Here is a 23714-nt window from a genome sequence, read left to right as displayed (position 1 = left end):
AGCAACTAGGTTGATTCGTGGAGGAGTTGGGGGGTGCTTCACGATCACCTTACATATGCTTCACTGATGCGACCCATTGGGGATGATCAAGCACTCATTGACCGGAAGGAACTCGTGATGACGTCTCGCACCGGAAGGACCCTTGTTGTTGGAGCTGTGGCGGCTGTCGTAAGTTCCGTGGGTTTTGTCACATTGGCATCAGCTGTTGGGGGCGCTCCGGCCGAACCCGGGCCCGGCGACGCCCGAATGCCGTCCGCGGTCGAGACGTTCGACTATCCCGGAGCGGCCAAGATCCAGGCGGAACGTAAGATCACCCTGAAACGCGGTGACGGTCACATCATGCTCACCGACTGCGCCTCGGCCTTCGACATCAAGGTCGAGTCCCGCACCGCGGGCATGTACTACTGCTTCAAGGTCAGCGGCAAGCAGGGGTACCTGACCATGGAACTCCCCGACGCCTACGGCATCTGGACCCAGGATCACCCGGTCCGGGCCACGCTCACCACGGACGGCAAGCAGACCGTCGTCAACGCCGCCAAGAACGACTACACGCCGGTCGGCGAGGCGGGCGACACCAGCAAGCGATCCGTCCTCGTCGAGCTCCGCGTCACCGGCTGAGTACCGGCCCGACCGCACCGCCCGACTCTTTCCAACCCCTCACATTTGCAAGGAACCTCATGTCTGCCCTTCGTCCGCGCTCCGCGCGGACCGGCGGCCTGGCCGCCGCCGCGACGCTCGCCGCCCTCACCCTCTCGGCGGCTCCCGCGACAGCCGTCTCCGGCCCACAGGCCCCCGACGCCGTTTCCGCGGCCACCGCCCGGCTCGACATCGGCGGGCAGCGCGGCTGCTCGGCCGTGCTGGTCGCCCCGCAGTGGCTGCTGACCGCCGCGAGCTGCTTCACCGACACCCCCGGCGGCACCCTCACCCCCGGCGCGCCCAAGCTGAGGACGACCGCCACCCTCGGCGGCACCGCCCAGCAGGTGACAAACCTCGTTCCCCGCACCGACCGTGACGTGGTGATGGCCCAACTGGCCAAACCGGCCAGCGGCATCACCCCGATCCCGGTGGCCGACGCCGCGCCCGCTGCCGGGGACGAGATCCAGGCCGCCGGATTCGGGCGCACCCGGGAGGAGTGGGTGCCCGACCAGGTCCACGCGGCCACCTTCACCGTCCAGAACCTGAACGCCACCACCATGGACCTGGCGGCCAAGTCCGATGGCGCCGCGATCTGCAAGGGCGACACCGGCGGCCCCGCACTGACCACCGCCGGCGGCCACAGCGCGGTCCTGGGCGTCAACAGCCTGTCTGGGCAGGGCGGCTGCCTGGGCACCGACCCGGCCGAGACCCGCACCGGGGCGGTGGCCGCCCGGATCGACGACCTGGCCGGCTGGGTGCAGCAGATCGCCTACGGCACCGCCTTCGCCAGTGCACCCTGGAAGCACGCCGTACAGATGACCTCCGGCTACTACACCGGCGGCCGGCCCGGCGGCTCCCGCCACATGGACCTGATCGTGCGCTGGGACGACGGCGAGGTCACCCTCTACCAGGGCGGCCAGAGCAACGACCCCGCCCACCCCTTCGCCGCCGAATACCGGCTCGCGGCCGCCAAGAGCATCTGGGCCAAGGCCCTGGCCATCACCGGCGTCAACACCGGCTCCGGCACTGACGGACTCGTGGTGCGCTGGATCGACGGCGAGATGACCCAGTACACCACCGTCGACGCCAAGGGCTTCCACGGCGAGCAGCAGCTCGCCCCGCCCAGGACCGCCGCCTGGAAGGACGACGCCCGCCTCCTGACCGCCAGCCGCTTCATCCCCGGCGGCCACCGCGACGACCTGCTCGTCGACTGGAAGGACGGCCACGTCTCCCTCTTCGCCGATCTGGCCGCCAACGGGCTGAAGAAGCAGACCCAGATCGTCGCCAAGAACAACACCTGGACCTACGCCGACCAGCTCACCACCGGCTCCTTCACCGGCAAGAACACCGACGACCTGCTCGTGCGCTGGACCGACGGCGAGACCACCGTCTACCCCGGCCTGACCACCGGCAAGGCCCTGCCCGGCGAGATCAAGATCCGGCCCGCCAAGTCGAACTGGGCCGACGCCACCGTCGTCACCGCCGGCGCCTTCACCACCGACACCACCGCGAACGACATCCTCGTCCGCTGGGCCGACGGACACCTCTCCCTCTTTCCCGGGGCCGACGCCAAGGGCCTGCACGACGAAGTCCGCCTCACACCGACCAGTTGACCGGCTTCGCCACGACTGCCTTGCACGGCTCTGTATAGTCGCCGCGCCGCGCCGGGACACGCCCAAGGGGGACGCCACGCATGAACGAGCAGCCCGAGGGACTGTGGGACGAACACGACCAGGGCATCCTGCGGCTGCCCTCCGGGCGGCTTGTGCGCGGGCGGGGGCTGAGGCGGCCGCTCGGCCCCGGTGCCCCCGTCCCGTCGTACGGCGTCTATCTCCTCGGCAAGCAGCCTCCCGCGGTCCCCTGGGAGTCCCGGTGGCTGCGCTGGCCCGACTTCCGGCTTCCGGCGGATCGGGAGGCGGCTCGTTCGGTGCTCGCGCAGGCCCGGGAGAGGGCTGCCACCGTGAGAGTCGAGATCGCGTGCGGTGGCGGTCGGGGCCGTACCGGCACGGCCCTTGCCTGCCTCGCGGTGCTCGACGGCGTACCGGCGGGTGAGGCGATTGCGTACGTGCGCGAGCACTACCACCGGCACGCCGTGGAGACCCCGTGGCAGAAGCGGTATGTGCGGAACTTCGCGCCGCCGCCGCGGTCGACGCACAGCTTGGAGGGTCCGCCCCCGGGCAGGTAATTCCCTGCGCCGCACGGGACCCACCGCCTACCATGCGGTGCCATGACCTGGCGACATTGATCCCGCAGCCGTGCCTCCCGAGGGCCGCCTCGGACGCCCTCCCCTCCCCGGCGTCCGAACTGTCCCTGCGGGAAGGCCTCATGACACTTTCACCTGCGCGTATGCCCGCCACCGGGGTCCGGCGGCTGACGGCGACGCTGTACTCCTACGCGTTCCTCGACGACTTCATCCTGCTCTACCCGGTGTACGCGCTGCTGTTCAGCGACACCGGCCTGCCGACCTGGCAGATCTCCTCCCTCTTCGCCCTCTGGTCGGTCACCGGCGCAGCCCTGGAAGTGCCCACAGGTGCCTGGGCCGATGCCGTCTCCCGCCGGCTGTTGCTGTCGCTCGGCCCGCTGCTCACCGCCGCCGGATTCGCACTGTGGGTGCTCATCCCGTCGTACGGGGCCTTCGCACTGGGGTTCGTCCTCTGGGGCGCAGGCGGAGCGCTCGGCTCCGGTGCGCTGGAGGCTCTCGTATACGACGAGCTCGGGCGGCTCGGTGCGGCCGGCCGGTACGCCCACGTCATGGGGCGGGTCCGCGCGGCCGGTCTGGTGGGTGTGGTGGCGGCGATGGCGCTTGCCGGTCCGGTCTTCGCCCTGGGTGGCTATCCGGCCGTCGGCGCGGGGAGCGTTCTGTCCTGCCTGCTGGCGGCGGCGACGGCGACCCGACTACCGGAACGGCGAACTCCGGTCGCCCGGAGTGAGGGTTGGGCCACCACGCTGCGGGCGGGACTCGCCGACGCCCGCGCCGACCGGTCCGTGCGCGGAGCCCTGATGCTCATCCCGGCCGTGGGCGCCGTGTGGGGCGCGCTCGACGAGTACACCCCGCTTCTGGTGCGGGGCACCGGCGTACCGGACGGCACCGTCCCCTACCTGCTCCTGCTGATCTGGGCCGGTGCCACGACCGGCGGCCTGCTCACCGGAGCGTGCGCACGCCTGGGCCGGTCCGGACTCGCCACGCTGCTCGCGGGCGCCGCGCTCGCACTGGCCGCGGGGGCCGTTCTGCGGACACCGGCCGGCCTGCTGTTGGTGGCCCTCGCCTTCGGGGGTTTCCAACTGGCGACCGTGCTGGCCGACGCCCGGCTCCAGGCCCGCATCGGCGACGGCCGCCGGGCCACCCTGACCTCGGTCGCGAGCCTCGGCACCGACGTGGCGACGGTGGTGGTGTACGGCGCGTACGGTGCCGTCAGTTCGGCCACCCCGCACGCCACCGCCTTCGCATGGGCCGCGCTGCCGTACCTGGTGACGGCCCTGATCCTGAAAGCTCGGGGCTAGAGGCCGGCCACCCCCACGGCACCGACGAACCCGGCCCAGGTGGAGGCCCGGACCACCAGCACGGCACCGTCCGGCACCTTGCTGTCCCGGACGGGGACGACCCCGGGGACTCCGTCGGCGACCTCGACGCAGTCCTCGCCGCCACTACCACCGCTGTAAGTGCTCCTGCGCCAGCGGGCGTTGGTCAGGGCGTACCCGCGCATCGTCTGTCGTCCTCCGCCGCCGTTTCGGTCATGGCCAGGGACGCCTCCGGGGACAGAGCCGCGGCCCTGAGAAGATCGTAATCCGCCTTGACCCGCTTCACTACTGCTGGTTCGTCCAGCAGATTGACCGACAGCACGCCCTCTGTATGGTGGCAGCACAGAACCCCGTCCACTCGGCGGTCTGCGTCGAAGAGGCAGAGGAAATCCTCGCCTAATTGCGGACAGCTGGGGCGCTGCTCCGTGGAGACGGCCGCCCGGCTCGCCGCGGTCCTGCGGTGAGCGCGGTCCGTGCGCCGGTCGGCTCGTACGCCATGGACACCGGCACGGGCCGGGTCGGTGTCGTCATGGGGCACGAGGGGCCGTACGTGCAGTTGCGGCCCCTCGGCGGGGCCGGGAGTGGGACTGCGCGCCGGAGCTGGTGCGGGCGGCGCCCCCCGCCGAGCGGCTCGGCGCGGCCACGGCGTACGCCAACGCCCGCAGCCGCGGTGAGGTGCCCTGAGCAGCCGTGAGCCGCCCTCACACGTCGCGGTGGTCCACGGCCACGACCGTGGACGGCCGCCGCCGCGGCCCACACGGCGAAGACGGTCCAGCCGCCCGCCACCGTGGTCGGATAGCGCGAGACGAGGGTGGCGGCGAAGGAGGCACCGGCGATCACGGCCCCGTACACCGTCGTCACGGCGGTCACCTTGGCGGTCATCAGCGCCCGCCGGTCGGGGACGGCCGCGAACGTCGTACGGATCAGCCCGGTCGTGCCGAACCGGCCCGCGCCCGCCGCGAGCTGACCGGCATCACCGACCGGGAACGGGAGGTGCTGACCCTCGTCGGCGCCGGTCTGTCCAACGCCGAGACCGCCGCCGAGCTGTGCATCAGCGTGGCCACCGCCAAGACCTAGATGACCCGTCTGCTGACCAAGCTGGACGCACGCGACCGGGTCCAGCTGGTGATCACGGCGTACGAGGCGGGGCTGGTGTCGGTGCCACGGTGAGCGGTGCCGGTGCCGGTGTCACGTTGAGCGGTGCCGGTGTCACGGTGAGGGAAGTCCGACGACCGCGCCCGCGCGGGGGCTCACGGTGAGGGAAGTCCCACGACCGCGCCCGCGCGGCCCACGGCACGCTCTCCGTGGGCGAGAATGGACCCCATGAGTCTGTTCCGCGACGACGGCATCGTGCTGCGCACCCAGAAGCTGGGTGAGGCGGACCGGATCATCACGCTGCTGACGCGCGGGCACGGGCGGGTGCGGGCCGTGGCGCGCGGGGTGCGGCGGACCAAGTCCAAGTTCGGGGCCCGGCTCGAGCCCTTCTCGCACGTCGACGTGCAGTTCTTCGCACGGGGCAGTGAGCTGGTCGGGCGCGGGCTGCCGCTGTGCACGCAGAGCGAGACCATCGCGCCCTACGGCGGCGGGATCGTGACCGACTACGCCCGCTACACCGCCGGGACCGCCATGCTGGAGACCGCCGAGCGGTTCACCGACCACGAGGGCGAGCCGGCGGTGCAGCAGTACCTGCTGCTCGTGGGTGCCCTGCGTACCCTCGCCCGTGGCGAGCACGCCCCGCACCTCGTGCTGGACGCCTTCCTGCTGCGCTCGCTGGCCGTCAACGGCTACGCGCCCAGCTTCGGCGACTGCGCCAAGTGCGGGATGCCCGGCCCCAACCGGTTCTTCTCCGTCGCCTCCGGCGGCTCCGTCTGCGTCGACTGCCGGGTGCCCGGCAGTGTCGTACCCTCGCCGCAGACCCTGGCGCTGCTGGCCGCGCTGCTCACGGGAGACTGGGAGACCGCGGACGCCTGCGAGCCGAGGCACGTCCGGGAGGGGAGCGGACTGGTGTCCGCCTACCTGCACTGGCACCTGGAGCGCGGCCTGCGCTCACTCAGGTACGTGGAAAAGCAGTAACCGCAGTAACGACGAGGGAGACGAGAAGCACATGGCCGTACGCGGGTTCCTGGGGCGCCAGCGCCGCGAGTACCGGGCGCCGGAGCCGCACCCGTCCGGCGCGCGTCCGCCGAAGCTGCCCGGCGAGCTGGTCCCCGAGCATGTGGCCATCGTCATGGACGGCAACGGCCGCTGGGCCAAGGAGCGCGGGCTGCCCCGCACCGAGGGGCACAAGGTCGGCGCCGAGCGGGTGCTGGACGTGCTGCAGGGCGCGGTCGAGATCGGCGTCCGCAACATCTCCCTGTACGCCTTCTCCACCGAGAACTGGAAGCGCTCGCCCGACGAGGTGCGCTTCCTGATGAACTTCAACCGCGACTTCATCCGCAAGACCCGCGACCAGCTCGACGAGCTCGGCATCCGGGTGCGCTGGGCGGGCCGGATGCCCAGGCTGTGGAAGTCGGTGGCCAAGGAGCTCCAGGTCGCCCAGGAGCAGACCAAGGGCAACGACCGGCTCACGCTGTACTTCTGCATGAACTACGGCGGCCGCGCCGAACTCGCGGACGCCGCGAAGGCGCTCGCGGAGGACGTGAAGGCGGGGCGGCTCGACCCGGCCAAGGTCAGCGAGAAGACCATCCAGAAGTACCTGTACTACCCGGACATGCCGGACGTGGACCTGTTCCTGCGGCCCAGCGGCGAGCAGCGCACCTCCAACTACCTGCTCTGGCAGAGCGCCTACGCCGAGATGGTCTTCCAGGACGTGCTCTGGCCCGACTTCGACCGCCGCGACCTGTGGCGCGCCTGCGTGGAGTTCGCCTCCCGCGACCGCCGCTTCGGCGGCGCGATCCCGAACGAGGAGCTGCCGGCGATGGAGGGCCGCACAGAGGACAGCTGATCATGGGCAGTACGATCCTGACTCATGGTCATGGTCATGGTCATGGACATGAACATGGGGCGGGATGCGGTGCGGAACGGGGTCGAGCTGGTGTACCAGCCGACTGTGGGGGACTACGCGTCGGCACTGCGGGCGCGCAGGCGCGCAGGCGGGCCGGCCGGGCCGGCCGGATGCAGCGATGGTTCCCTGGTGTTCTGCTCGTCTGTGTCGCCATCGAGACCGCCCTCATGGCCGCCGGAGGCGACGGGTCGGTGACCTTCATCGTCTGGGGGCTCGTCGCCTCGGGACTGGTCGCGCTCACGCCCTGGCTCCAGGCACGGCAGATACACCGGCTCTCACAGCGGCAGGGCACGTTCCGCGCGACGGTGACGGACACCGGGGTGGCACTGAGCACCGACAACACCACTGCCGCCGTCAACTGGGCCGCGCAGCCCCGCTACGCGGAGACCCGGGAGGTGTTCGTCCTGTTGAGCGGTGACAAGAACGCCGTCGGATTCACTGCCCTGCCCAAGCGCGGCCTCCAGGACCCCGCGGACCTGGACCGGCTGCGGGAGATCCTCGACCGCAACCTGACCCGTCTCTGAGTCCCGGCCTCAGTTCTGCTGCGTCGCCGCGCAGTCCGCGCACGTGCCGAAGATCTCCACCGTGTGGGCGACGTTGACGTAGCCGTGCTCCGCGGCGATGGCCTCCGCCCACTTCTCCACGGCGGGGCCCTCGACCTCGACCGCCTTGCCGCAGACGCGGCAGACGAGGTGGTGGTGGTGCTCGCCGGTGGAGCAGCGGCGGTAGACCGACTCGCCCTCGGAGGTGCGCAGGACATCGACCTCGCCCGCGTCGGCGAGGGACTGCAGCGTGCGGTAGACCGTCGTCAGGCCCACCGAGTCGCCCTTGTGCCTGAGCATGTCGTGGAGCTCCTGCGCGCTGCGGAACTCGTCGACCTCGTCGAGGGCCGCCGCGACAGCGGCACGCTGCCGGGTGGCGCGGCCCTTCACGGGCGGTCCTGCGGTCGTCACCGGTTGCCTCCTCGACGCTGCGCCTGCCGGGCCATTGTGCCAGCCCGGACCGTGCGCGGTCAGGCTCCGGCCTCGTCGCCCGCGCCCCGAGTGGCCGGAATCGCGCACTCCACCGGGTCCCCGGCGGGCCGCGCCGCGGCCAGCGCCCGCGCGCGTCGCCGGGCCGGCGGCGCGGCCAGAGCGGTGAGCGCGACGAACGCCGCGATGGTCAGCAGCACGATCGTGGCACCGGGCGGCACGTCCTGGTAGTACGACGTGATCGTGCCGCCGATGGTCACGCTCACCCCGATGGCCACGGCGATCGCGAAGGTCGCGGCGAAGCTGCGGCCGAGCTGCTGGGCCGCCGCCACGGGGACCACCATCAGCGCGCTCACCAGCAGCAGTCCGACCACCCGCATCGCGACGGTCACCGTCACCGCCGCCGTGACCGCCGTCAGCAGGTTCAGCGCGCGCACCGGCAGCCCGGTCACCCGCGCGAACTCCTCGTCCTGGCTCACCGCGAACAGCTGCCGGCGCAGCCCCAGGGTGACCAGCACGACGAAGGCCGCCAGCAGACAGATCGCCGTGACGTCGGACTGCGAGACCGTGGACAGCGAGCCGAAGAGGTAGGAGGTCAGGTTCGCGTTGGAGCCGCCGGGGGCGAGGTTGATGAACATGACACCGCCGGCCATGCCGCCGTAGAAGAGCATCGCCAGGGCGATGTCGCCGCGGGTGCGGCCGTACCAGCGGATCAGTTCCATCAGGACCGCGCCGAGCACGGACACGAGCGTCGCCATCCACACCGGGGAGGTGGACAGCAGGAAGCCGAGGCCGACGCCGGTCATGGCCACGTGGCCGATGCCGTCGCCCATCAGCGCCTGGCCGCGCTGGACGAGGTAGATGCCGACGGCGGGCGCGGTGATGCCGACCAGGACGGCGGCGAGCAGCGCCCGCTGCATGAAGGCGTAGTTCAGGAAGTCCATCAGCTCAGCAGTCCCGTGCGGATCGGGTCGGCGCCCGTGGCGTCGTGCGGGTGTACGTGGTCGTGGCCGGGGAGGGAGTGCCGGCCGACTGCCTTCGGGGGCGGCCCGTCGTGCAGGACGCAGCCGTCGCGCAGGACGACCGCCCGGTCGATCAGCGGCTCCAGGGGGCCCAGTTCGTGCAGCACCAGCAGGACCGTCGTGCCCGCCGTGACCTGCTCCTCCAAGGTCCGTGCCAGCACCTCCTGGCTGGCCAGGTCGACGCCCGCCATCGGCTCGTCCATGATCAGCAGCTCCGGTTCGGCGGCCAGCGCGCGGGCGATCAGCACGCGCTGGTGCTGGCCGCCGGACAGGGCGTTCACCGGGTCCTTCGCGCGGTCCGCCATGCCGACCAGTTCCAGGGCGCGGCGTACGGCCGCGTGGTCGGCCCTGCGGAAGACGCCGAAGCGGGTGCGGGACAGCCGGCCCGAGGAGACGATCTCGGTGACCGTCGCCGGGACGCCGCCCGCGGCGGTCGTGCGCTGCGGGACGTATCCGACCCGCGACCAGTCGCCGAAGCGGCGCAGCGGGGTGCCGAACAGCTCGATCCGGCCGGCGCTCACCGGCACCTGGCCGATGACGGTGCGCACGGCTGTCGACTTGCCGGAGCCGTTCGCGCCGAGCAGGGCGACGACCTCGCCGCGGTGCACGGCGAGGTCGATGCCGCGCAGGACGGGACGTGAGCCCAGCTCGGCGCGGACGCCACGCAGGGATATGACGGGTTCGCCCATGGTGTGTTCCTCCGTGTGGCTCACTTGGCGCCCAGGGCCGTCTGCAGCGCCTTGAGGTTGGCGTCCATGACCTGGAGGTAGTCCCGGCCGTGCGACCTGGCGGTGATGCCCTCGACCGGGTCGAGGACGTCGGTGCGCAGGTTCGCGTCCCGGGCGACGGTCTTGGCCGTCCTGTCGCTGACGAGGGTCTCGTAGAAGACGGTCGTGATGCCGTCGGCCTTCGCCATCCTCTCCAGGTCCCTGATCCGCGCCGCGCTGGGTTCCGACTCCGGGTCGAGGCCGTTGACGGCCTCCTCGGTGAGGCCGTAGCGCTCGGCGAGGTAGCCGAAGGCGGCGTGCGTGGTGAGGAAGACCTTGTTCTTCGTGTTCCTCAGCCCGGCCGCGTACCGGGTGTTGAGGTCGCCGAGCTGCTCGACCAGGGCCGCGGTGTTCCTGCGGTAGTCGGCCGCGTGGTCCGGGTCGCCCTTCTCGAAGGCCCTGCCGACGCCCTCGGCGATCTGCGCGTAGCGCACCGGGTCGAGCCAGACGTGCGGGTCCCTGCCGCCGGGCTCATCGCCCGGGTGGGTGTCGTGGGCGGCGGCGTGGCCGCCGGCCTCGTTGCCGTGCACCTCCAGCGTGGTCAGCGCGGCGGCGTCGATCTTCGTCCGGATCTCCGACTGGGCGACGGCGTCGTCCACGGAGGGCTGCAGGCCCTTGAGGTAGAGCACCGCGTCGGACTCCTGGAGCTGCGCGGTCTGCCGGGCGCTGATCTCCAGGTCGTGCGGCTCCTGGCCGGGCTGCGTGAGACTGGTGACGTGGACGTGGCTCCCGCCGATCCGCTCGGCGAGGAAGGCCATGGGGTAGAACGACGCGACGACGTCGAACCTGTCCGTATTGCCCGCCGCAACGGAGGAGGAGCAGGCGGAGAGGGTGCCGAGACCGAGGGCGGTGGCCGCCGCGACCGCGGTCCCGGACACGAGGTGTCGCCGTCGTACGTTCATGACAGTCATTTTCAACAAAAATGGAAACCGTTGTCAACAAGCCTTGTTCCCCTGCCCCGCGGCGGTCCCTTACCCGGAACCGATTTGATTGAGGGGGAGCCCCCGCCGGTACCCTGAAGCATTCGCTCTGAAGCGTCTCGCTTCGTCGCCCGTCGTCGTAATGAAGAGAGCACCGTGGCCGCCGACAAGATCGACACCATCGTCAGCCTGAGCAAGCGCCGTGGCTTCGTATTCCCCTGCAGTGAGATCTACGGCGGCCAGCGCGCCGCCTGGGACTACGGGCCCCTGGGTGTCGAGCTCAAGGAGAACCTCAAGCGCCAGTGGTGGCGCTACATGGTGACGTCCCGCGAGGACGTGGTCGGCATCGACTCGTCCGTGATCCTGGCCCCCGAGGTCTGGGTCGCCTCCGGCCACGTCGCCACCTTCACGGACCCGCTGACCGAGTGCACCTCCTGCCACAAGCGGTTCCGCGCCGACCACCTGGAGGAGGCCTACGAGGCCAAGCACGGCCGCGTCCCGGAGAACGGTCTGGCGGACGTCAACTGCCCCAACTGCGGCAACAAGGGCCAGTTCACCGAGCCCAAGCAGTTCTCGGGCCTGCTGTCGACGCACCTCGGCCCGACCCAGGACAGCGGTTCCGTCGCGTATCTGCGCCCCGAGACCGCCCAGGGCATCTTCACCAACTTCGCCCAGGTGCAGACCACCTCGCGCCGCAAGCCGCCGTTCGGCATCGCCCAGATGGGCAAGTCGTTCCGCAACGAGATCACGCCGGGCAACTTCATCTTCCGCACCCGCGAGTTCGAGCAGATGGAGATGGAGTTCTTCGTCAAGCCGGGCGAGGACGAGAAGTGGCAGGAGTACTGGATGCAGCAGCGCTGGAACTGGTACACCGGGCTGGGCCTGCGTGAGGAGAACATGCGCTGGTACGAGCACCCCAAGGAGAAGCTCTCCCACTACTCCAAGCGCACCGCCGACATCGAGTACCGCTTCAACTTCGGCGGCAACGAGTGGGGCGAGCTGGAGGGTGTCGCCAACCGCACCGACTACGACCTCGGCGCCCACGCCAAGGCCTCCGGCCAGGACCTCTCCTACTTCGACCAGGAGGCCGGCGAGCGCTGGACGCCGTACGTCATCGAGCCCGCCGCCGGTGTCGGCCGCGCGATGCTCGCCTTCCTCCTCGACGCCTACGTCGAGGACGAGGCGCCCAACGCCAAGGGCAAGATGGAGAAGCGCACCGTGCTGCGCCTGGACCACCGCCTCGCGCCGGTGAAGGTCGCGGTGCTGCCGCTGTCCCGCAACCCGGAGCTCTCGCCCAAGGCCAAGGGCCTGGCCCAGACCCTGCGTCAGAGCTGGAACATCGAGTTCGACGACGCCGGCGCCATCGGCCGCCGCTACCGCCGCCAGGACGAGATCGGCACGCCGTACTGCGTGACCGTCGACTTCGACACCCTCGAGGACAACGCGGTCACCGTCCGCGAGCGTGACTCGATGAAGCAGGAGCGGGTCTCCCTCGACCAGATCGAGGGCTACCTGGCCGGCCGTCTGATCGGCTGCTGAGGTCCGCTGCGGCTTGCCGTCCGGAGCCCCCGGGCTCCGGCTCCTTCGCCCACCCGCCCAATCGACTCGATATCGGTAGGGGGGTGGGCGTTTTCGCGGGGCGGGCGCGCCCCTACGGCGCCCGGGCCGTCGTCGACCTCATCCGCATCCGCATCCGCACCCGGGCCGACGAGGGCGTTGTGCTCGCCGGTGGGGGGCGAACTGCTCGGCGCCCGGCCCGGGGAGTTCGCCGGGACGGTGGCCCGGGACGCCGGGACGCCGCGGGCCGCCGACCCCGGTCCGCAGACGAGGGGACTGCTGAACTCCCGTCTCGCCGGCGCCTTTCCGGCCTGGCGGCGGCTGCCGGGGCCGGTGGCGGAGCGGGGTCCTCAGCGGCCCTGAAGCGCCTTCACGTTGTCGCCGAAGGTCCAGTTCTTCGAGCCGTCCCAGTTCACCGACCAGGTCATCAGGCCCTTCAGAGCGGTGCCGTAGTGCCGCCACACCTGGGAGACCAGGGAGGGGGACATGTAGCCGCCGCCGGCGCCCGGCTGGGCGGGCAGTCCGGGGACCTGCCTGTCGTAGGGGACCCTGACGGTGGTGCCCTGCACGACCAGGCCCTTGTCGAGGCAGTTGGTCTGGGCAGTGAAGCCCTCCGCCGTGGCCGCCGAGTAGGAGTCGCCCCGGCAGCCGTACATGCTGCCGTTGTAGTACTGCATGTTCAGCCACCACAGGCGGCCGTTGTCGGCGTACTTCTTGACGATCGGCAGGTAGGCGCCCCAGATCGAGCCGTACGTGACGCTGCCGCCGGTGACGTAGGCGGTCTCCGGGGCCATCGTCAGGCCGAAGCCGGACGGCATCCGGGCCAGGACGCCGTCGATGATGCGGATCAGGTTGGCCTGGGACGTGGACAGCCGGCCGATGTCCCCGCTGCCGACCAGGCCGGTCTCGATGTCGATGTCGATGCCGTCGAAGTTGTACTTCTGCAGGATCGGCACGATGGTCGCCACGAAACGGTCCGCCACCGCCTGCGAACTCAGGTCGATGCCGGCCGCAGCGCCGCCGATGGAGAGCAGGATCGTCTGCCCGGACGCCTTGGCCGCGCACATCTCCTCGGGCGTCGCCACCTTCACACCCGTGTCCATGCCGTCCTCCCACAGGGCCGTTCCGTCGGAGCGGATGACCGGGAAGGCCGCGTCGATCACGTTGTAGCCGTGCGCGGCCATGCGGGAGTCGGTGATCGGGGTCCAGCCGAAGGGCGGGTGGACGCCGTTCGCCGAGCCGTCCCAGTTCTCCCAGTAGCCCTGGAGGACCTTGCCAGCGGGCCTCGGCTTCACGGCGCAGGTGCCGGTGCCGGCGGCGGAGGTGGTGGGGGCGGTGGCGGAGGCCGTGGGGGCGGTGGCGATCGAGAGCGGGGCGACCACGGCCGTGATGAACGCGGCGGCCGCCAGGCGCAGTCTGCGGCGGATCATGCGGAGCCTCCCGTGGGGGGTGCGGTGAGGTGTCGTAGGCATGACAGTGCTCTGGTCCAGACCTTTCGTCAATGGGTCCGGACCAGGCCCCGCCGCGGTCGAGGCGCATGACAGATGACAGATATTGAATTCTGTCATCTGTCATGCGAGGGTGGGTACCCGTCCTCCCGAGACATCCGAAGGAGCTCTCATGGACACCCGCCACCTCGGCACCACCGGCCCCCGGGTCTCCGCCCTCGGCCTCGGCTGCATGGGCATGTCCGCGCTGTACGGCGAGGCGGACCGGGCCGAGTCCGTCGCCACCGTCCACGCCGCCCTGGAGGCGGGGGTGACCCTCCTCGACACCGGCGACTTCTACGCCATGGGCCACAACGAGATGCTGATCGGCGAGGCGCTGCGCACCGCCCCCGCCGCCCGCCGTGAACAGGCCCTGGTCAGCGTGAAGTTCGGCGCCCTGCGCGACCCGGACGGCAACTGGAGCGGTTACGACGGCCGACCGGCCGCCGTGAAGAACTTCGCCGCCTACTCGCTCCAGCGCCTCGGTGTCGACCACATCGACGTGTACCGGATCGCGCGCGTCGACCCGGACGTGCCGATCGAGGAGACGGTCGGCGCGATCGCCGAGCTGGTCGAGAAGGGGTACGTGCGCCACATCGGTCTCAGCGAGGCCGGCGCCGACACGATCCGCCGGGCCGCGGCCACCGCGCCGATCTCCGACCTGCAGATCGAGTACTCGCTCATCTCACGCGGCATCGAGGACCGCATCCTGCCCACCACCCGTGAGCTGGGCATCGCCATCACGGCGTACGGGGTGCTCTCGCGCGGTCTGATCTCCGGGCACTTCACCCGTGACCGGCAGCTCGGCGCCAACGACTTCCGCGCGTACTCGCCCCGTTTCCAGGGCGAGAACCTCCAGCACAACCTGAACCTCGTCGAGGGACTGCGGAAGGTCGCCGAGGCCAAGGGCGTGACCGTCGCGCAGATCGCCATCGCCTGGGTGCTCTCCCGGGGCCAGCGGCACAACACGGACATCGTGCCGCTGATCGGGGCCCGTACCCGCGAGCGGCTGGGCGAGGCGCTGGGCGCGCTTGACGTCATCCTCGAACCGGCCGAGCTCGTGGCGATCGAGGAGGCCGTCCCCGCGGACGCGGCCGCCGGTGAGCGCTACCCCGAGGCGCAGATGGCCCAGCTGGACAGCGAGCGCTGATCATGGCTCGGGGCCCGGCCGCACCTCGGGGCACGGTCGTGGCGCCGGGTACGGTCTAGGCATGTCACCCACCACCGAGACCCTGACCGCCGAGCGCATCCTCGAGGCGACGGAGGAGGTGCTGCGCCGGCACGGGCCGGCGAAGGCCACCGTGGTGGACGTGGCCCGCGCGCTCGGCGTCAGCCACGGCAGCGTCTACCGCCACTTCCGCACCAAGGCGGCGCTGCGCGAGGCGGTGACCAAGCGGTGGCTGGACCGCACCTCGAAGGAGCTCGCCGGGATCGCCGCCGCCGAGGACCGCGACCCGGAGGCACGGCTGCACGACTGGCTGCGGGCGCTGTTCGACGCCAAGCGCCGCAAGGCCGGCTTCGACCCCGAGCTGTTCGCCACGTACTCGGTCCTCACCGGTGAGAACGGCGCGGCGGTCGGCGAGCACATCGCAGATCTGACCGCCCAGCTGACCCGGATCGTCGCGGCGGGTGCCGCCGCCGGCACCCTCGTGTCCGCCGATCCGGCCGTCACGGCTCACGCCCTCTTCCACGCGACCGGCCGCTTCCACGACCCGTGCTACGCGCGGGAGTGGGAGCGGCCGGAGATCGAGGAGGAGTTCGAGGCGGTCCTCGATCTGGTGCTGCGCGGGCTGCGGGCCCCTGGAGCGGCTTCGTGAGCGGCCCCGGGGCCGCGGTCAGGTGACCTTCAGGGTGACGGCCGGGGAGTGCGCCGTGCCGGACGAGGTCGCCACCCGGATGTGCTGGGTGCCCTTGGCGGTGAGCTTGCGGGTCAGCGTGTAGGTGTTGCCCTTCTTGACCAGGGTGGTCGAGCGCAGCGTGGTCCACTTGCCGTTGCGCTGGAGCTGGAGGACCAGCGTGGTGCCGGCCTTCAGACCCGCGGTGCGCCCGGTGAACGTCACCGACTGCCCGGCCTTGACCGTGGTCCGGCTGGCCCTGACGGTGATCGACCGCATCATGGTCATGCTGGGCATGGTGCTCGGCATGCCGGTGTGCGTCATGCCGGGCTTGGGCTTGGGCTTCGGCGCGGTGACGGCGAAGGCACCGGCCGAACCCGCCGTCAGCAGTGCGGCGGACAGGGTGCCGGCGGCCAGCGCACGGACGCAGCGGCTGTGGAGGGTGGAGTTCATGGCGGAGTTCCGCTCCTTTCGAAGGATGTCCCCCCCACCGCGCGGCCCGGTCTGCGGTCCCGGCCGCGCTCATCCAAGTTGGCCCGAGCCCGGCGTGAGGGCCACTTGGATCAGTTCGGACTCCGGGTAACAGAACGCCAACTCCGGGTGAAACCCGCAGCTCACGGCCTATGGAATGACTTACTTGTTTCTCACCTTCGGCCGGGCGTGTGCAGCGTGTGATCAGGCGGTCGCCCGCCAGAAGTCCCGCATCAGGGCGGTAGGCGTCGGGTTCCGCATCCCCGCCTGGGTGAGCAGGATCGTGACCGTGCCGGTCGGCGGAACGAGGTGGGCCGTCGTGCCGGTGCCGCCGACCCAGCCGTAGCGGCCGGGCACGTTCCAGGGGTCGGCGGGAGTCACGTCGACCTGGCCGCCGTAGCCCCAGCCCTGGCCCTCCAGGAAGAGGGCGGCGATCTCGCGCTGCCGTGCGGTGAGATGGTTCGTGGTCATCCGGCTCACCGAGGTGGGGGTCAGCAGGCGCCTGCCCGTCGCCTCGCCACCGGCGAGGAGCATCCGGGCGAAGGCCAGCCAGTCGTCGGCCGTGGAGACCAGGCCCCCGCCGCCCGACGGGAAGGCCGGCATCCGGCTCCAGTCGCCGTCGGGGGTGTCCGCCAGCTCCAGGGCGCCGGTCTCGGCCGTGCGGTAGTAGCTCGTGAAGCGGTCCCGCCGGTCCGCCGGCACCTCGAACGCCGTGTCCCGCATGCCCAGGGGTTCGAAGACCCGCTCGGCCAGGAACTCCGGCAGCGCACGGCCCGAGGCGCGGGCGACCAGAATGCCCTGGAGGTCGGAGGAGGTGCCGTACAGCCAGGCCTCGCCCGGCTGGAACAGCAGCGGGATCCGGGCCAGCCCGGTCAGCCAGGTGCCGGGGTCGGGCCACTCCTGCGGGGCGCGGCCGTCCTTCTGCACCCCGAACAGGGCCTGGACCGCCGGGAGCGCGAAGTCGGAGGGAAAGCCCCAGCCGGTGCGGGAGCTGAGCAGGTCCTCCACGGTGATCGGGCGGGCCGCCGGGACCACGTCGCCGACCGGGCTCGACGGGGTGCGGACGACGAGCGGCTTCGACAGCTCCGGCAGCCACTCGGCCACCGGGTCGTCCAGGCCGACCCGGCCCTCCTCCACCAGCATCAGCACCGCCGCCGCCGTGATCGGCTTGCTGATCGAGGCGATCCGGAAGATCGAGTCCCGGGCCATCGCGGCGGTGCCGTCGGCGTCCACCGAGCCCACGGCCACCACCTCGACGTCGTCGCCGCGGGCCACGAGGCCCACGGCGCCGGGCACCGTCCCGTCGTCGGCGTACCGGCGCAGGGTGTCGTGCAGAGCGCTGGTCATGTCCGTCCTTCCGGCGTGCGGGTGCGTCCCACGTACGACTCTCCGCGCCGCTGCAAGTCATCGGCCTTCAGCGGGACCTGCCGGACCCGACGGACCTCGTCGGAGCCTGCCGGATCTCGTCGGAGCCTGCCGGACCTGCCGGACCTCATCGGGACGGGTGCGCCGCCGTCGGGTCCACCGTCGCCTGATGGGCCTCGGCGAGGTGTTCCTCGGCCTTCAGCCAGGGCAGGAACTGCGCTCTCCGGCGCCAGCCGCACGTGTCGCATCTGATCGTGCGCTGTACTCCCGTGCGCCGCACCCGGACCACGTGCTCCCGCCCGTGCCCGTCCCAGCGGCTCACCTTGCTCGAGTCGATCTGCGGCATGACGCCTCCAGCGGCCTGGTCCGGTGAAACCCTCAGCAGCCAGGAGTGTGCAGCAAGACCAACATCAACAGGGTGTTTCGCGGCGTGAGTTGGCCAACCCGTGGCTTTGGCGTCAGCCGACCGTGCGCGGCAGCCGCAGGCTCAGCAGTCCGGTCAGGGCCACGCCCGCCAGCTGGACGAGCAGCGTGGTCACCAGGGCGTCCCGCATGCCGAGGCCCGGCACCAGGGAGAGGAACAGCGTGCCCAGAGTGGCCACGCCGAGCGCCAGCGACGACTGCTGGGTGGTGACCATGACCCCGCTGCCCACCCCGGCCCGGGCGGACGGCACCTCGGAGAGGACGATCCGGAAGATGATGGGCAGCTGGAGCGCCTGGCCCGCGCCGGCGACCGCGGCCCCTGGCAGCAGCTCGACGAGGCCCAGCTCCGGCCAGGACCGCCAGGCGGCCAGCGTCATCAGGGCCACGCCCACCGCCTGCACGACCGCGCCCGCGGTCACCACGCGTGTGCCGTACCGGGCGACCAGCCGGGGCCCGGCCAGCGAGACGAAGAAGAACACGACGGCCATCGGGGCCAGCGCCAGGCCCGCCGGCACCGGACCGAGGCCCGCGCCGCGCTGCAGGGCCACCGCGATGACGAACATGAAGCCGCTGAACCCGATGGAGAACGGCACGATCATCACCAGGCCGCGGCGCAGCGACACCAGATGGAACAGGCTCGGCGGCACCAGCGGCGTACGGCCCTGCCGGTCCGCCCGGCGCTCCACCGCGTAGAACGCGGCCGCCACGCCCGGGAACGCGGCCAGCGACAGCCAGGTCCACAGCGGCCAGCCCGCCGCGCGGCCCTCGGTGAGCGGCGCGAGCAGCGTCAGCAGCGACACCGCGAGCAGTACGGTGCCGGGGCCGTCGACCGGCTCCGGGTGCTGCGAGCGGGTCTCCGGCACGGCCCGGGCGGCCAGCACCAGGCCGGCGATCACGACGGGCACGTTCACCAGGAACACCGAGCGCCAGCCGGTGCCCCAGACGTCCGCGGCGACCAGGACGCCGCCGAGGATCTGCCCGGCCACCATGGACAGGCCGGCCGTCGCGCCGTACAGGCCCATCGCCCTGGCGCGCCGGGGCCCGGAGGTGGCCGCCTGGATGGTGGCGAGGACCTGCGGCAGCATCGCGGCGGCCGCTGCGCCCTGCGCCACCCGCGCCCCGACCAGCGACCAGGCGCCGGGTGCCAGCCCGCAGGCCAGTGAGGTCAGGCCGAAGGCGGCCATGCCGCCGAGGAAGAGCCGGCGCCGGCCGAAGAGGTCGCCGAGCCGGCCGCCGAGGACGAGCAGGACGGCGTACGCCACCCCGTAACCGGCGACGACGAGTTCGAGGACGGCCTCGCCGGCGTGGAGGTCCCTGCCGATGGTGGGCAGGGCGACGTTGACGATGAAGAAGTCGATGAGGGGCAGTGCCGCGGCCAGCAGCACCGTGAACAGTCCGAGTCCGCCCAGCGCCGGAGGCGCCGAGGGGGACCGGACGGTGCGGGTGGAGAGGGTTTCGGTGGTCACGGCTCCGAGCCTGCGCCTGTCCTCAGACGGGTACCAGAGTGTCCTTATCCTGGTAGCGGCAGTACCTGGAAACAGGGTCCGGGCGGCGGCAAGCTGGGACCATGACGACCATGGCACAGGAGACGCCGGTGGGCACAGCGCAGCCCGAGCGGTCCACGAAGGCCGCGGCATCGGCCGTCCGGCGGCACGAACTCGCCGCGTTCCTGCGTCACCGCCGCGAGCACATCACCCCCGAGCAGGTCGGTCTGCCGCGCGGCCGCCGGCGCCGCACTCCGGGCCTGCGCCGCGAGGAGGTCGCGCATCTCTCGGCGGTCGGCGTCACCTGGTACACCTGGCTCGAACAGGCCCGGGACATCCAGGTCTCCGTCCAGGTCCTCGACGCCCTCGCCCGCACCCTGCTGCTCGACCCCGGAGAGCGCGCCCACCTCTTCCAGCTGGCCGGCGCCACGGACCCGGCCCCGGCGACCGTCTGCCCGTCGGTCACCCCGGCCCTGCGGTCGGTCCTGGAGCAGATCGAGCCCTTCCCGGCCTGCCTGCAGAACGGCAGGTACGACATCCTCGCCTACAACCGCACCTACGGCCTGCTCTTCTGCGACCTGGACGCGGTGCCGCCCGAGGACCGCAACTGCATGATCCTTTCGTACACCAACGAGGAGTGGCGCTCCTCGATCGTGCACCTGGAGGACACCACCCGGCTCATGGCCGCCCGCTTCCGCTCCGCGATGGCCGGCCATCTCGCCGAGCCCGCCTGGAAGACCCTGCTCAAGCGGCTGTGCGACCAGTCCCCGGACTTCCGCGAGGCCTGGGACCGGCACGAGGTGGTCGCCCCCGCGGGCAAGCGCAAGGAGTTCCGCAACGCCCACGTCGGCCGCATCACCGTCGACCACACCGACCTCTGGCTCAGCCCGGAGGCGGGACCGCGCATGGTGACGTACGTGCCGGCGGACGAGGAGTCCCGGGAACGGCTGGAGAAGCTGCACGCGATCGCGCTGGAGCGCCGGGCGTAGCCGCTCGGACGGCGGTTCAGGCGTTGACGCCCGCCGCCTGCCGCACCTCGTTCTCCTGCAGCCGCCCGGCCGTGCGCTCGGCCGTCCTCCTGGCCCACCGGCCACTGCTGAGTGCCCCCAGCACCAGCACCGCGGCCCCGCACGCCACCAGCACCCACCACCCGGGGCGCGCGGCCGACACGAACATCCGCCGGTACGAGGACGAGCCGACACCGGAGGCCAGCAGCGCGCCGACCACGGCGACCCCGAGCGTCTGCCCGAGCTGCCTGCTGGTGGAGGCGACCGCCGCCGCGACTCCGGCCTGGGCGCGCGGCATCCCGGAGACCGCCGTGTTGGTGATCGGGGCGTTGACGAAGCCGAAGCCGATGCCGAACAGGACGTAGCCGACGACGAGTGTGCGGTTGGACGTCTCGGCCTCGAAGGCCGCGAACAGCACCGCGCTGACGGTCATCGCCGCGCCGGCGATCAGCAGCGGCAGGCGTGGTCCCCGGCTGCCGACCAGCCGCCCGGACAGCGGCGCGCACAGGAAGGTCGGGGCGGCCATGGGCAGCATCCACAGGCCCGCGTGCAGGGCGTCCAGGCCCCTTACGTTCTGCAGGTAGAGCGTGGACAGGAACAGGAAGCCGCCCAGGGCCGCGAACGCGCTGATCGCGATGAACGTGGCCCCGCTGAACGGAGCGGAGTGGAAGAAGCGCAGGTCGATGAGGGGCTCGGCGCGGCGTGGCTCGTACCGCAGCAGGCCGAGCAGGGCGGCCAGGGCGACGGCGGCGAAGGGGAGAACGGTGGTGAGGCCCGCGTTCGGCGCTTCGATGATCGCGTAGGTCAGCGCGCCGAACAGGGCGATGACCAGCACCTGGCCGACCGGATCGGGGCGGCGGGCCTTCGGCGCGCGGGACTCGGGGACGAGGCGGAGGGTGAGCAGGAGCGCGGCGAGGCCGACGGGCAGGTTGACCCAGAAGATCGAGCGCCAGCCGACCGACTCCACCAGCAGCCCGCCCACCAACGGGCCCGCGGCCATGGATATGCCGACCACGGCGCCCCACGCGCCGATCGCGCGGGCGCGCTCGCCCGGGTCGGTGAAGGTGTTGGTGATGATCGACATGGCGACCGGGTTGAGCATCGAGCCGCCGACCGCCTGCACCATGCGGAAGACGACCAGCAGTTCGAGGTTGGGCGCGAGGGAGCACAGCAGCGAGCCGATGCCGAAGACGACCAGACCGGCCATGAAGACGCGTTTGCGGCCGATCCGGTCCGCGGTGGAGCCCGCGAGCATCAGCAGCGAGGCGAGCACCAGCGTGTACGCGTCGATGGTCCACTGCAGTCCGGACGTGCTCGCGTGCAGCTCGCGCTGCATCGAGGGCAGGGCGACGTTGAGGACGGTGTTGTCGAGACTCACGATCAGCAGGCTCATGCAGCAGATTGCGAGCACCAGCAGACGCCGTCGAGGGCTGAGCTCGGGCATGCGTCCCATGGTACGGGATTTCGATAGTGCGGTTAACTAATGACTACTACATGATCTTTGGGCATGCGTGACAATGGGGGAATGCCCACGCCCGAGTCCCCCCTGCAGATCGGCCCGCACACCGTCCGGCCGCCGGTCGTCCTGGCCCCGATGGCCGGTATCACCAACGCGCCCTTCCGCACCCTGTGCCGGGAGTTCAGCGGTGGCAAGGGCCTGTTCGTCAGCGAGATGATCACCACCCGGGCCCTGGTCGAGCGCAACGACAAGACGATGCAGCTGATCAGGTTCGACGCGAGCGAGCGTCCGCGCTCGATCCAGCTGTACGGCGTCGACCCGGCCACCGTCGGCAAGGCCGTCCGCATGATCGCGGAGGAGGACCTCGCCGACCACATCGACCTGAACTTCGGCTGCCCGGTGCCGAAGGTGACCAGGAAGGGCGGCGGCTCGGCGCTCCCCTACAAGCGCAATCTGCTGCGCTCCATCCTGCGCGAGGCGGTCAGCGGCGCCGGCGACCTCCCCGTCACCATGAAGATGCGCAAGGGCATCGACGACGACCACCTCACCTATCTCGACGCCGGCCGGATCGCGGTCGAGGAGGGCGTGACGTCCATCGCGCTGCACGGCCGCACGGCCGCCCAGCACTACGGCGGCACCGCCGACTGGGACGCGATCGCCCGCCTCAAGGAGCATGTGCCGGAGATCCCGGTCCTCGGCAACGGCGACATCTGGTCGGCCGGGGACGCGCTGCGGATGGTCCGCGAGACCGGCTGCGACGGCGTGGTCGTGGGCCGCGGCTGCCTGGGCCGGCCGTGGCTGTTCGCCGACCTGGTGGCGGCCTTCGAGGGGCGTACGGACTTCTGTGCGCGGCCCGGCCTGCGCGAGGTCGCCGACGTCATGGTCCGGCACGCCACGCTGCTCGGCGAGTGGATCGGCGACGAGTCGCGCGGCGTCGTCGACTTCCGCAAGCACGTCGCCTGGTACCTGAAGGGCTTCGCGGTCGGCTCCGAGATGCGCAAGCGGCTCGCGATCACCTCCTCCCTGGCCCAGCTGCGCGCCGGCCTGGACGAGCTGGACCTCGACCAGCCCTGGCCCGCCGGCGCCGACGGCCCACGCGGCCGCACCTCCGGCAACAACCGGGTGGTGCTCCCCGACGGCTGGCTGAAGGACCCCTACGACTGCGCGGGCGTCGGCGAGGACGCGGAGCTGGACACCTCCGGCGGCTGAGGCGCCCTCGACAGCGCCGGTGGCCCGGCCGACACTGATCGGCGTGGCGGACAGCGCGTTATGGGTGGCGGCCCTCACCGGCGGTACGGCGGTGCTGGCGAGCTGGGTGGCCAACGTCGGGAACGTACGCGCGGCCAGGACACAGGCGGAGGCGTCGGCCGAGGCCCAGCATCGCGAGCGGATCCGGGACGGGCGGCGGGCCGCCTACCTGGAGCTGATGGAGCGCGCCCACACCATGGGCGAGCTGTATCGGCGGGTCGTCGACGCACACTTCCAGCACGGGGACGGAGAGCGGTTCCTGAACCGGGTTCAGGAACTGCGCGTCGCGGTGCGCGAAGCCTACGACCCGCTCATGCGCGGTGTCCGCGCCATCGGTCTGGAGGGCCCCGCCGGGGCGGCCGCGGCCGCCGGGGCCGTGCTGACGGCGGCGACCGAGGTCAGCCGGTCCCTGTGGCACGTGTCGCTCGGCGAAGCCGACGCCCGCGCCCGCTTCGACACGGCCCGGGAGGCGTATCTGGGCTCCCTTGAGCGGTTCGTCGAAGCGGCGCGCGTGGCGATGGAGGCGTCCTGAGCGGGCG

The 23714-nt window shown here is 71.7% G+C and carries 25 protein-coding genes and 3 pseudogenes; 16 read left to right on the top strand and 12 right to left on the bottom strand.

Annotated elements, in window-relative coordinates:
• Nucleotides 1-246 precede the first annotated feature (246 nt).
• From ACH4UM_RS07165 to ACH4UM_RS07150, 4 genes are all read left to right on the top strand, one after another.
• The gene (locus ACH4UM_RS07165; protein ID WP_398174811.1) at nt 247-618 is read left to right on the top strand and encodes a hypothetical protein; all 372 of its coding nucleotides are present in this window, start codon (nt 247-249) and stop codon (nt 616-618) included.
• Between the two features lie 59 nt (nt 619-677).
• Complete coding sequence (locus tag ACH4UM_RS07160) at nt 678-2249, top strand: trypsin-like serine protease (RefSeq protein ID WP_398174808.1); 1572 nt, start codon at nt 678-680, stop codon at nt 2247-2249.
• An 80-nt stretch (nt 2250-2329) separates the two neighbouring features.
• Complete coding sequence (locus tag ACH4UM_RS07155) at nt 2330-2821, top strand: protein-tyrosine phosphatase family protein (protein WP_398174805.1); 492 nt, start codon at nt 2330-2332, stop codon at nt 2819-2821.
• 140 nt (nt 2822-2961) lie between these two features.
• Entirely contained in the window at nt 2962-4137 is a 1176-nt protein-coding gene (locus ACH4UM_RS07150) for an MFS transporter (RefSeq protein ID WP_398174802.1), read from the top strand.
• On the opposite strand, the gene ACH4UM_RS07145 is transcribed toward ACH4UM_RS07150, so the two are convergent.
• Both ACH4UM_RS07145 and ACH4UM_RS07140 read right to left on the bottom strand, forming a co-directional pair.
• The gene (locus tag ACH4UM_RS07145) at nt 4134-4340 is read right to left on the bottom strand and encodes a DUF397 domain-containing protein (protein WP_398174799.1); all 207 of its coding nucleotides are present in this window, start codon (nt 4338-4340) and stop codon (nt 4134-4136) included. The genes ACH4UM_RS07150 and ACH4UM_RS07145 overlap by 4 nt on opposite strands.
• Nucleotides 4322-4489 (bottom strand): annotated as a pseudogene (locus ACH4UM_RS07140) (transcriptional regulator); the annotation flags it as partial. The gene ACH4UM_RS07145 and the pseudogene ACH4UM_RS07140, both read right to left, overlap by 19 nt.
• Before the next feature lie 162 nt (nt 4490-4651).
• Here ACH4UM_RS07140 and ACH4UM_RS07135 point away from each other — a divergent pair.
• From ACH4UM_RS07135 to ACH4UM_RS07115, 5 genes and pseudogenes are all read left to right on the top strand, one after another.
• Nucleotides 4652-4839: pseudogene (locus ACH4UM_RS07135) on the top strand (hypothetical protein).
• A 252-nt stretch (nt 4840-5091) separates the two neighbouring features.
• Nucleotides 5092-5325 (top strand): annotated as a pseudogene (locus ACH4UM_RS07130) (response regulator transcription factor); the annotation flags it as partial.
• A gap of 153 nt (nt 5326-5478) precedes the next feature.
• Nucleotides 5479-6228: a DNA repair protein RecO gene (gene recO / locus ACH4UM_RS07125; RefSeq protein ID WP_398174796.1), complete on the top strand. Its 750-nt coding sequence runs from the start codon at nt 5479-5481 to the stop codon at nt 6226-6228.
• 31 nt (nt 6229-6259) lie between these two features.
• Nucleotides 6260-7099 carry an isoprenyl transferase gene (locus ACH4UM_RS07120; protein WP_398174793.1) on the top strand — a complete coding sequence of 280 codons (840 nt, stop codon included), beginning with the start codon at nt 6260-6262 and terminating at the stop codon, nt 7097-7099.
• A gap of 170 nt (nt 7100-7269) precedes the next feature.
• Entirely contained in the window at nt 7270-7683 is a 414-nt protein-coding gene (locus ACH4UM_RS07115) for a YcxB family protein (RefSeq protein WP_398174790.1), read from the top strand.
• Nucleotides 7684-7692: 9 nt separating this feature from the next.
• Here the strand turns inward: ACH4UM_RS07115 and ACH4UM_RS07110 are convergent, their stop codons facing one another.
• Genes ACH4UM_RS07110 through ACH4UM_RS07095 form a run of 4 tightly spaced genes read right to left on the bottom strand, consistent with a single transcriptional unit; the run spans nt 7693 to nt 10821 of the window.
• Complete coding sequence (locus ACH4UM_RS07110) at nt 7693-8112, bottom strand: Fur family transcriptional regulator (protein WP_398174788.1); 420 nt, start codon at nt 8110-8112, stop codon at nt 7693-7695.
• A 59-nt stretch (nt 8113-8171) separates the two neighbouring features.
• Nucleotides 8172-9074: a metal ABC transporter permease gene (locus ACH4UM_RS07105; RefSeq protein WP_398174785.1), complete on the bottom strand. Its 903-nt coding sequence runs from the start codon at nt 9072-9074 to the stop codon at nt 8172-8174.
• Nucleotides 9074-9841, bottom strand: coding sequence for a metal ABC transporter ATP-binding protein (locus tag ACH4UM_RS07100; RefSeq protein ID WP_398174782.1), 768 nt, complete (start codon nt 9839-9841; stop codon nt 9074-9076). The genes ACH4UM_RS07105 and ACH4UM_RS07100 overlap by 1 nt, the downstream gene beginning before the upstream one ends.
• Before the next feature lie 20 nt (nt 9842-9861).
• On the bottom strand, nt 9862-10821 hold the full coding sequence (locus ACH4UM_RS07095) for a metal ABC transporter substrate-binding protein (protein WP_398174779.1): 960 nt from the start codon (nt 10819-10821) through the stop codon (nt 9862-9864).
• 174 nt (nt 10822-10995) lie between these two features.
• On the opposite strand from ACH4UM_RS07095, the gene ACH4UM_RS07090 reads away from it, so the two are divergent.
• Nucleotides 10996-12378, top strand: a complete 1383-nt coding sequence (locus tag ACH4UM_RS07090) for a glycine--tRNA ligase (RefSeq protein ID WP_398174776.1) — start codon at nt 10996-10998, stop codon at nt 12376-12378.
• Nucleotides 12379-12567: 189 nt separating this feature from the next.
• Entirely contained in the window at nt 12568-12759 is a 192-nt protein-coding gene (locus ACH4UM_RS07085; protein ID WP_398174773.1) for a hypothetical protein, read from the top strand.
• On the opposite strand, the gene ACH4UM_RS07080 is transcribed toward ACH4UM_RS07085, so the two are convergent.
• A complete protein-coding gene (locus ACH4UM_RS07080; protein WP_398174770.1) occupies nt 12747-13826 on the bottom strand; it encodes a chitinase in 1080 nt (359 codons plus the stop codon). The genes ACH4UM_RS07085 and ACH4UM_RS07080 overlap by 13 nt on opposite strands.
• Before the next feature lie 190 nt (nt 13827-14016).
• Between ACH4UM_RS07080 and ACH4UM_RS07075 the strand changes: the two genes are divergently transcribed.
• A complete protein-coding gene (locus tag ACH4UM_RS07075; protein WP_398174767.1) occupies nt 14017-15033 on the top strand; it encodes an aldo/keto reductase in 1017 nt (338 codons plus the stop codon).
• A 61-nt stretch (nt 15034-15094) separates the two neighbouring features.
• Entirely contained in the window at nt 15095-15700 is a 606-nt protein-coding gene (locus ACH4UM_RS07070; RefSeq protein WP_398174764.1) for a TetR family transcriptional regulator, read from the top strand.
• Nucleotides 15701-15718: 18 nt separating this feature from the next.
• Here the strand turns inward: ACH4UM_RS07070 and ACH4UM_RS07065 are convergent, their stop codons facing one another.
• From ACH4UM_RS07065 to ACH4UM_RS07050, 4 genes are all read right to left on the bottom strand, one after another.
• Nucleotides 15719-16171, bottom strand: a complete 453-nt coding sequence (locus ACH4UM_RS07065; RefSeq protein WP_398174761.1) for a hypothetical protein — start codon at nt 16169-16171, stop codon at nt 15719-15721.
• Nucleotides 16172-16393: 222 nt separating this feature from the next.
• Nucleotides 16394-17536: a serine hydrolase domain-containing protein gene (locus ACH4UM_RS07060; protein ID WP_398174758.1), complete on the bottom strand. Its 1143-nt coding sequence runs from the start codon at nt 17534-17536 to the stop codon at nt 16394-16396.
• Nucleotides 17537-17681: 145 nt separating this feature from the next.
• Nucleotides 17682-17900, bottom strand: a complete 219-nt coding sequence (locus ACH4UM_RS07055) for a hypothetical protein (RefSeq protein WP_398174755.1) — start codon at nt 17898-17900, stop codon at nt 17682-17684.
• Between the two features lie 112 nt (nt 17901-18012).
• Entirely contained in the window at nt 18013-19443 is a 1431-nt protein-coding gene (locus ACH4UM_RS07050; RefSeq protein WP_398174752.1) for an MFS transporter, read from the bottom strand.
• Nucleotides 19444-19544: 101 nt separating this feature from the next.
• Between ACH4UM_RS07050 and ACH4UM_RS07045 the strand changes: the two genes are divergently transcribed.
• Complete coding sequence (locus tag ACH4UM_RS07045; protein ID WP_398174749.1) at nt 19545-20450, top strand: helix-turn-helix transcriptional regulator; 906 nt, start codon at nt 19545-19547, stop codon at nt 20448-20450.
• Between the two features lie 16 nt (nt 20451-20466).
• On the opposite strand, the gene ACH4UM_RS07040 is transcribed toward ACH4UM_RS07045, so the two are convergent.
• Nucleotides 20467-21912: an MFS transporter gene (locus tag ACH4UM_RS07040; protein ID WP_398174746.1), complete on the bottom strand. Its 1446-nt coding sequence runs from the start codon at nt 21910-21912 to the stop codon at nt 20467-20469.
• Nucleotides 21913-21993: 81 nt separating this feature from the next.
• On the opposite strand from ACH4UM_RS07040, the gene dusB reads away from it, so the two are divergent.
• The gene (gene dusB / locus ACH4UM_RS07035; protein ID WP_398174743.1) at nt 21994-23136 is read left to right on the top strand and encodes a tRNA dihydrouridine synthase DusB; all 1143 of its coding nucleotides are present in this window, start codon (nt 21994-21996) and stop codon (nt 23134-23136) included.
• 43 nt (nt 23137-23179) lie between these two features.
• On the top strand, nt 23180-23707 hold the full coding sequence (locus ACH4UM_RS07030; RefSeq protein WP_398174740.1) for a hypothetical protein: 528 nt from the start codon (nt 23180-23182) through the stop codon (nt 23705-23707).
• Nucleotides 23708-23714 lie beyond the last annotated feature (7 nt).

The organism is Streptomyces sp. NPDC020801 (genome assembly GCF_044334385.1).
Taxonomy (GTDB): domain Bacteria; phylum Actinomycetota; class Actinomycetes; order Streptomycetales; family Streptomycetaceae; genus Streptomyces.
Note: the sequence above shows the minus strand (reverse complement) of the source record. Positions and strands in the feature narration are given on the sequence as shown.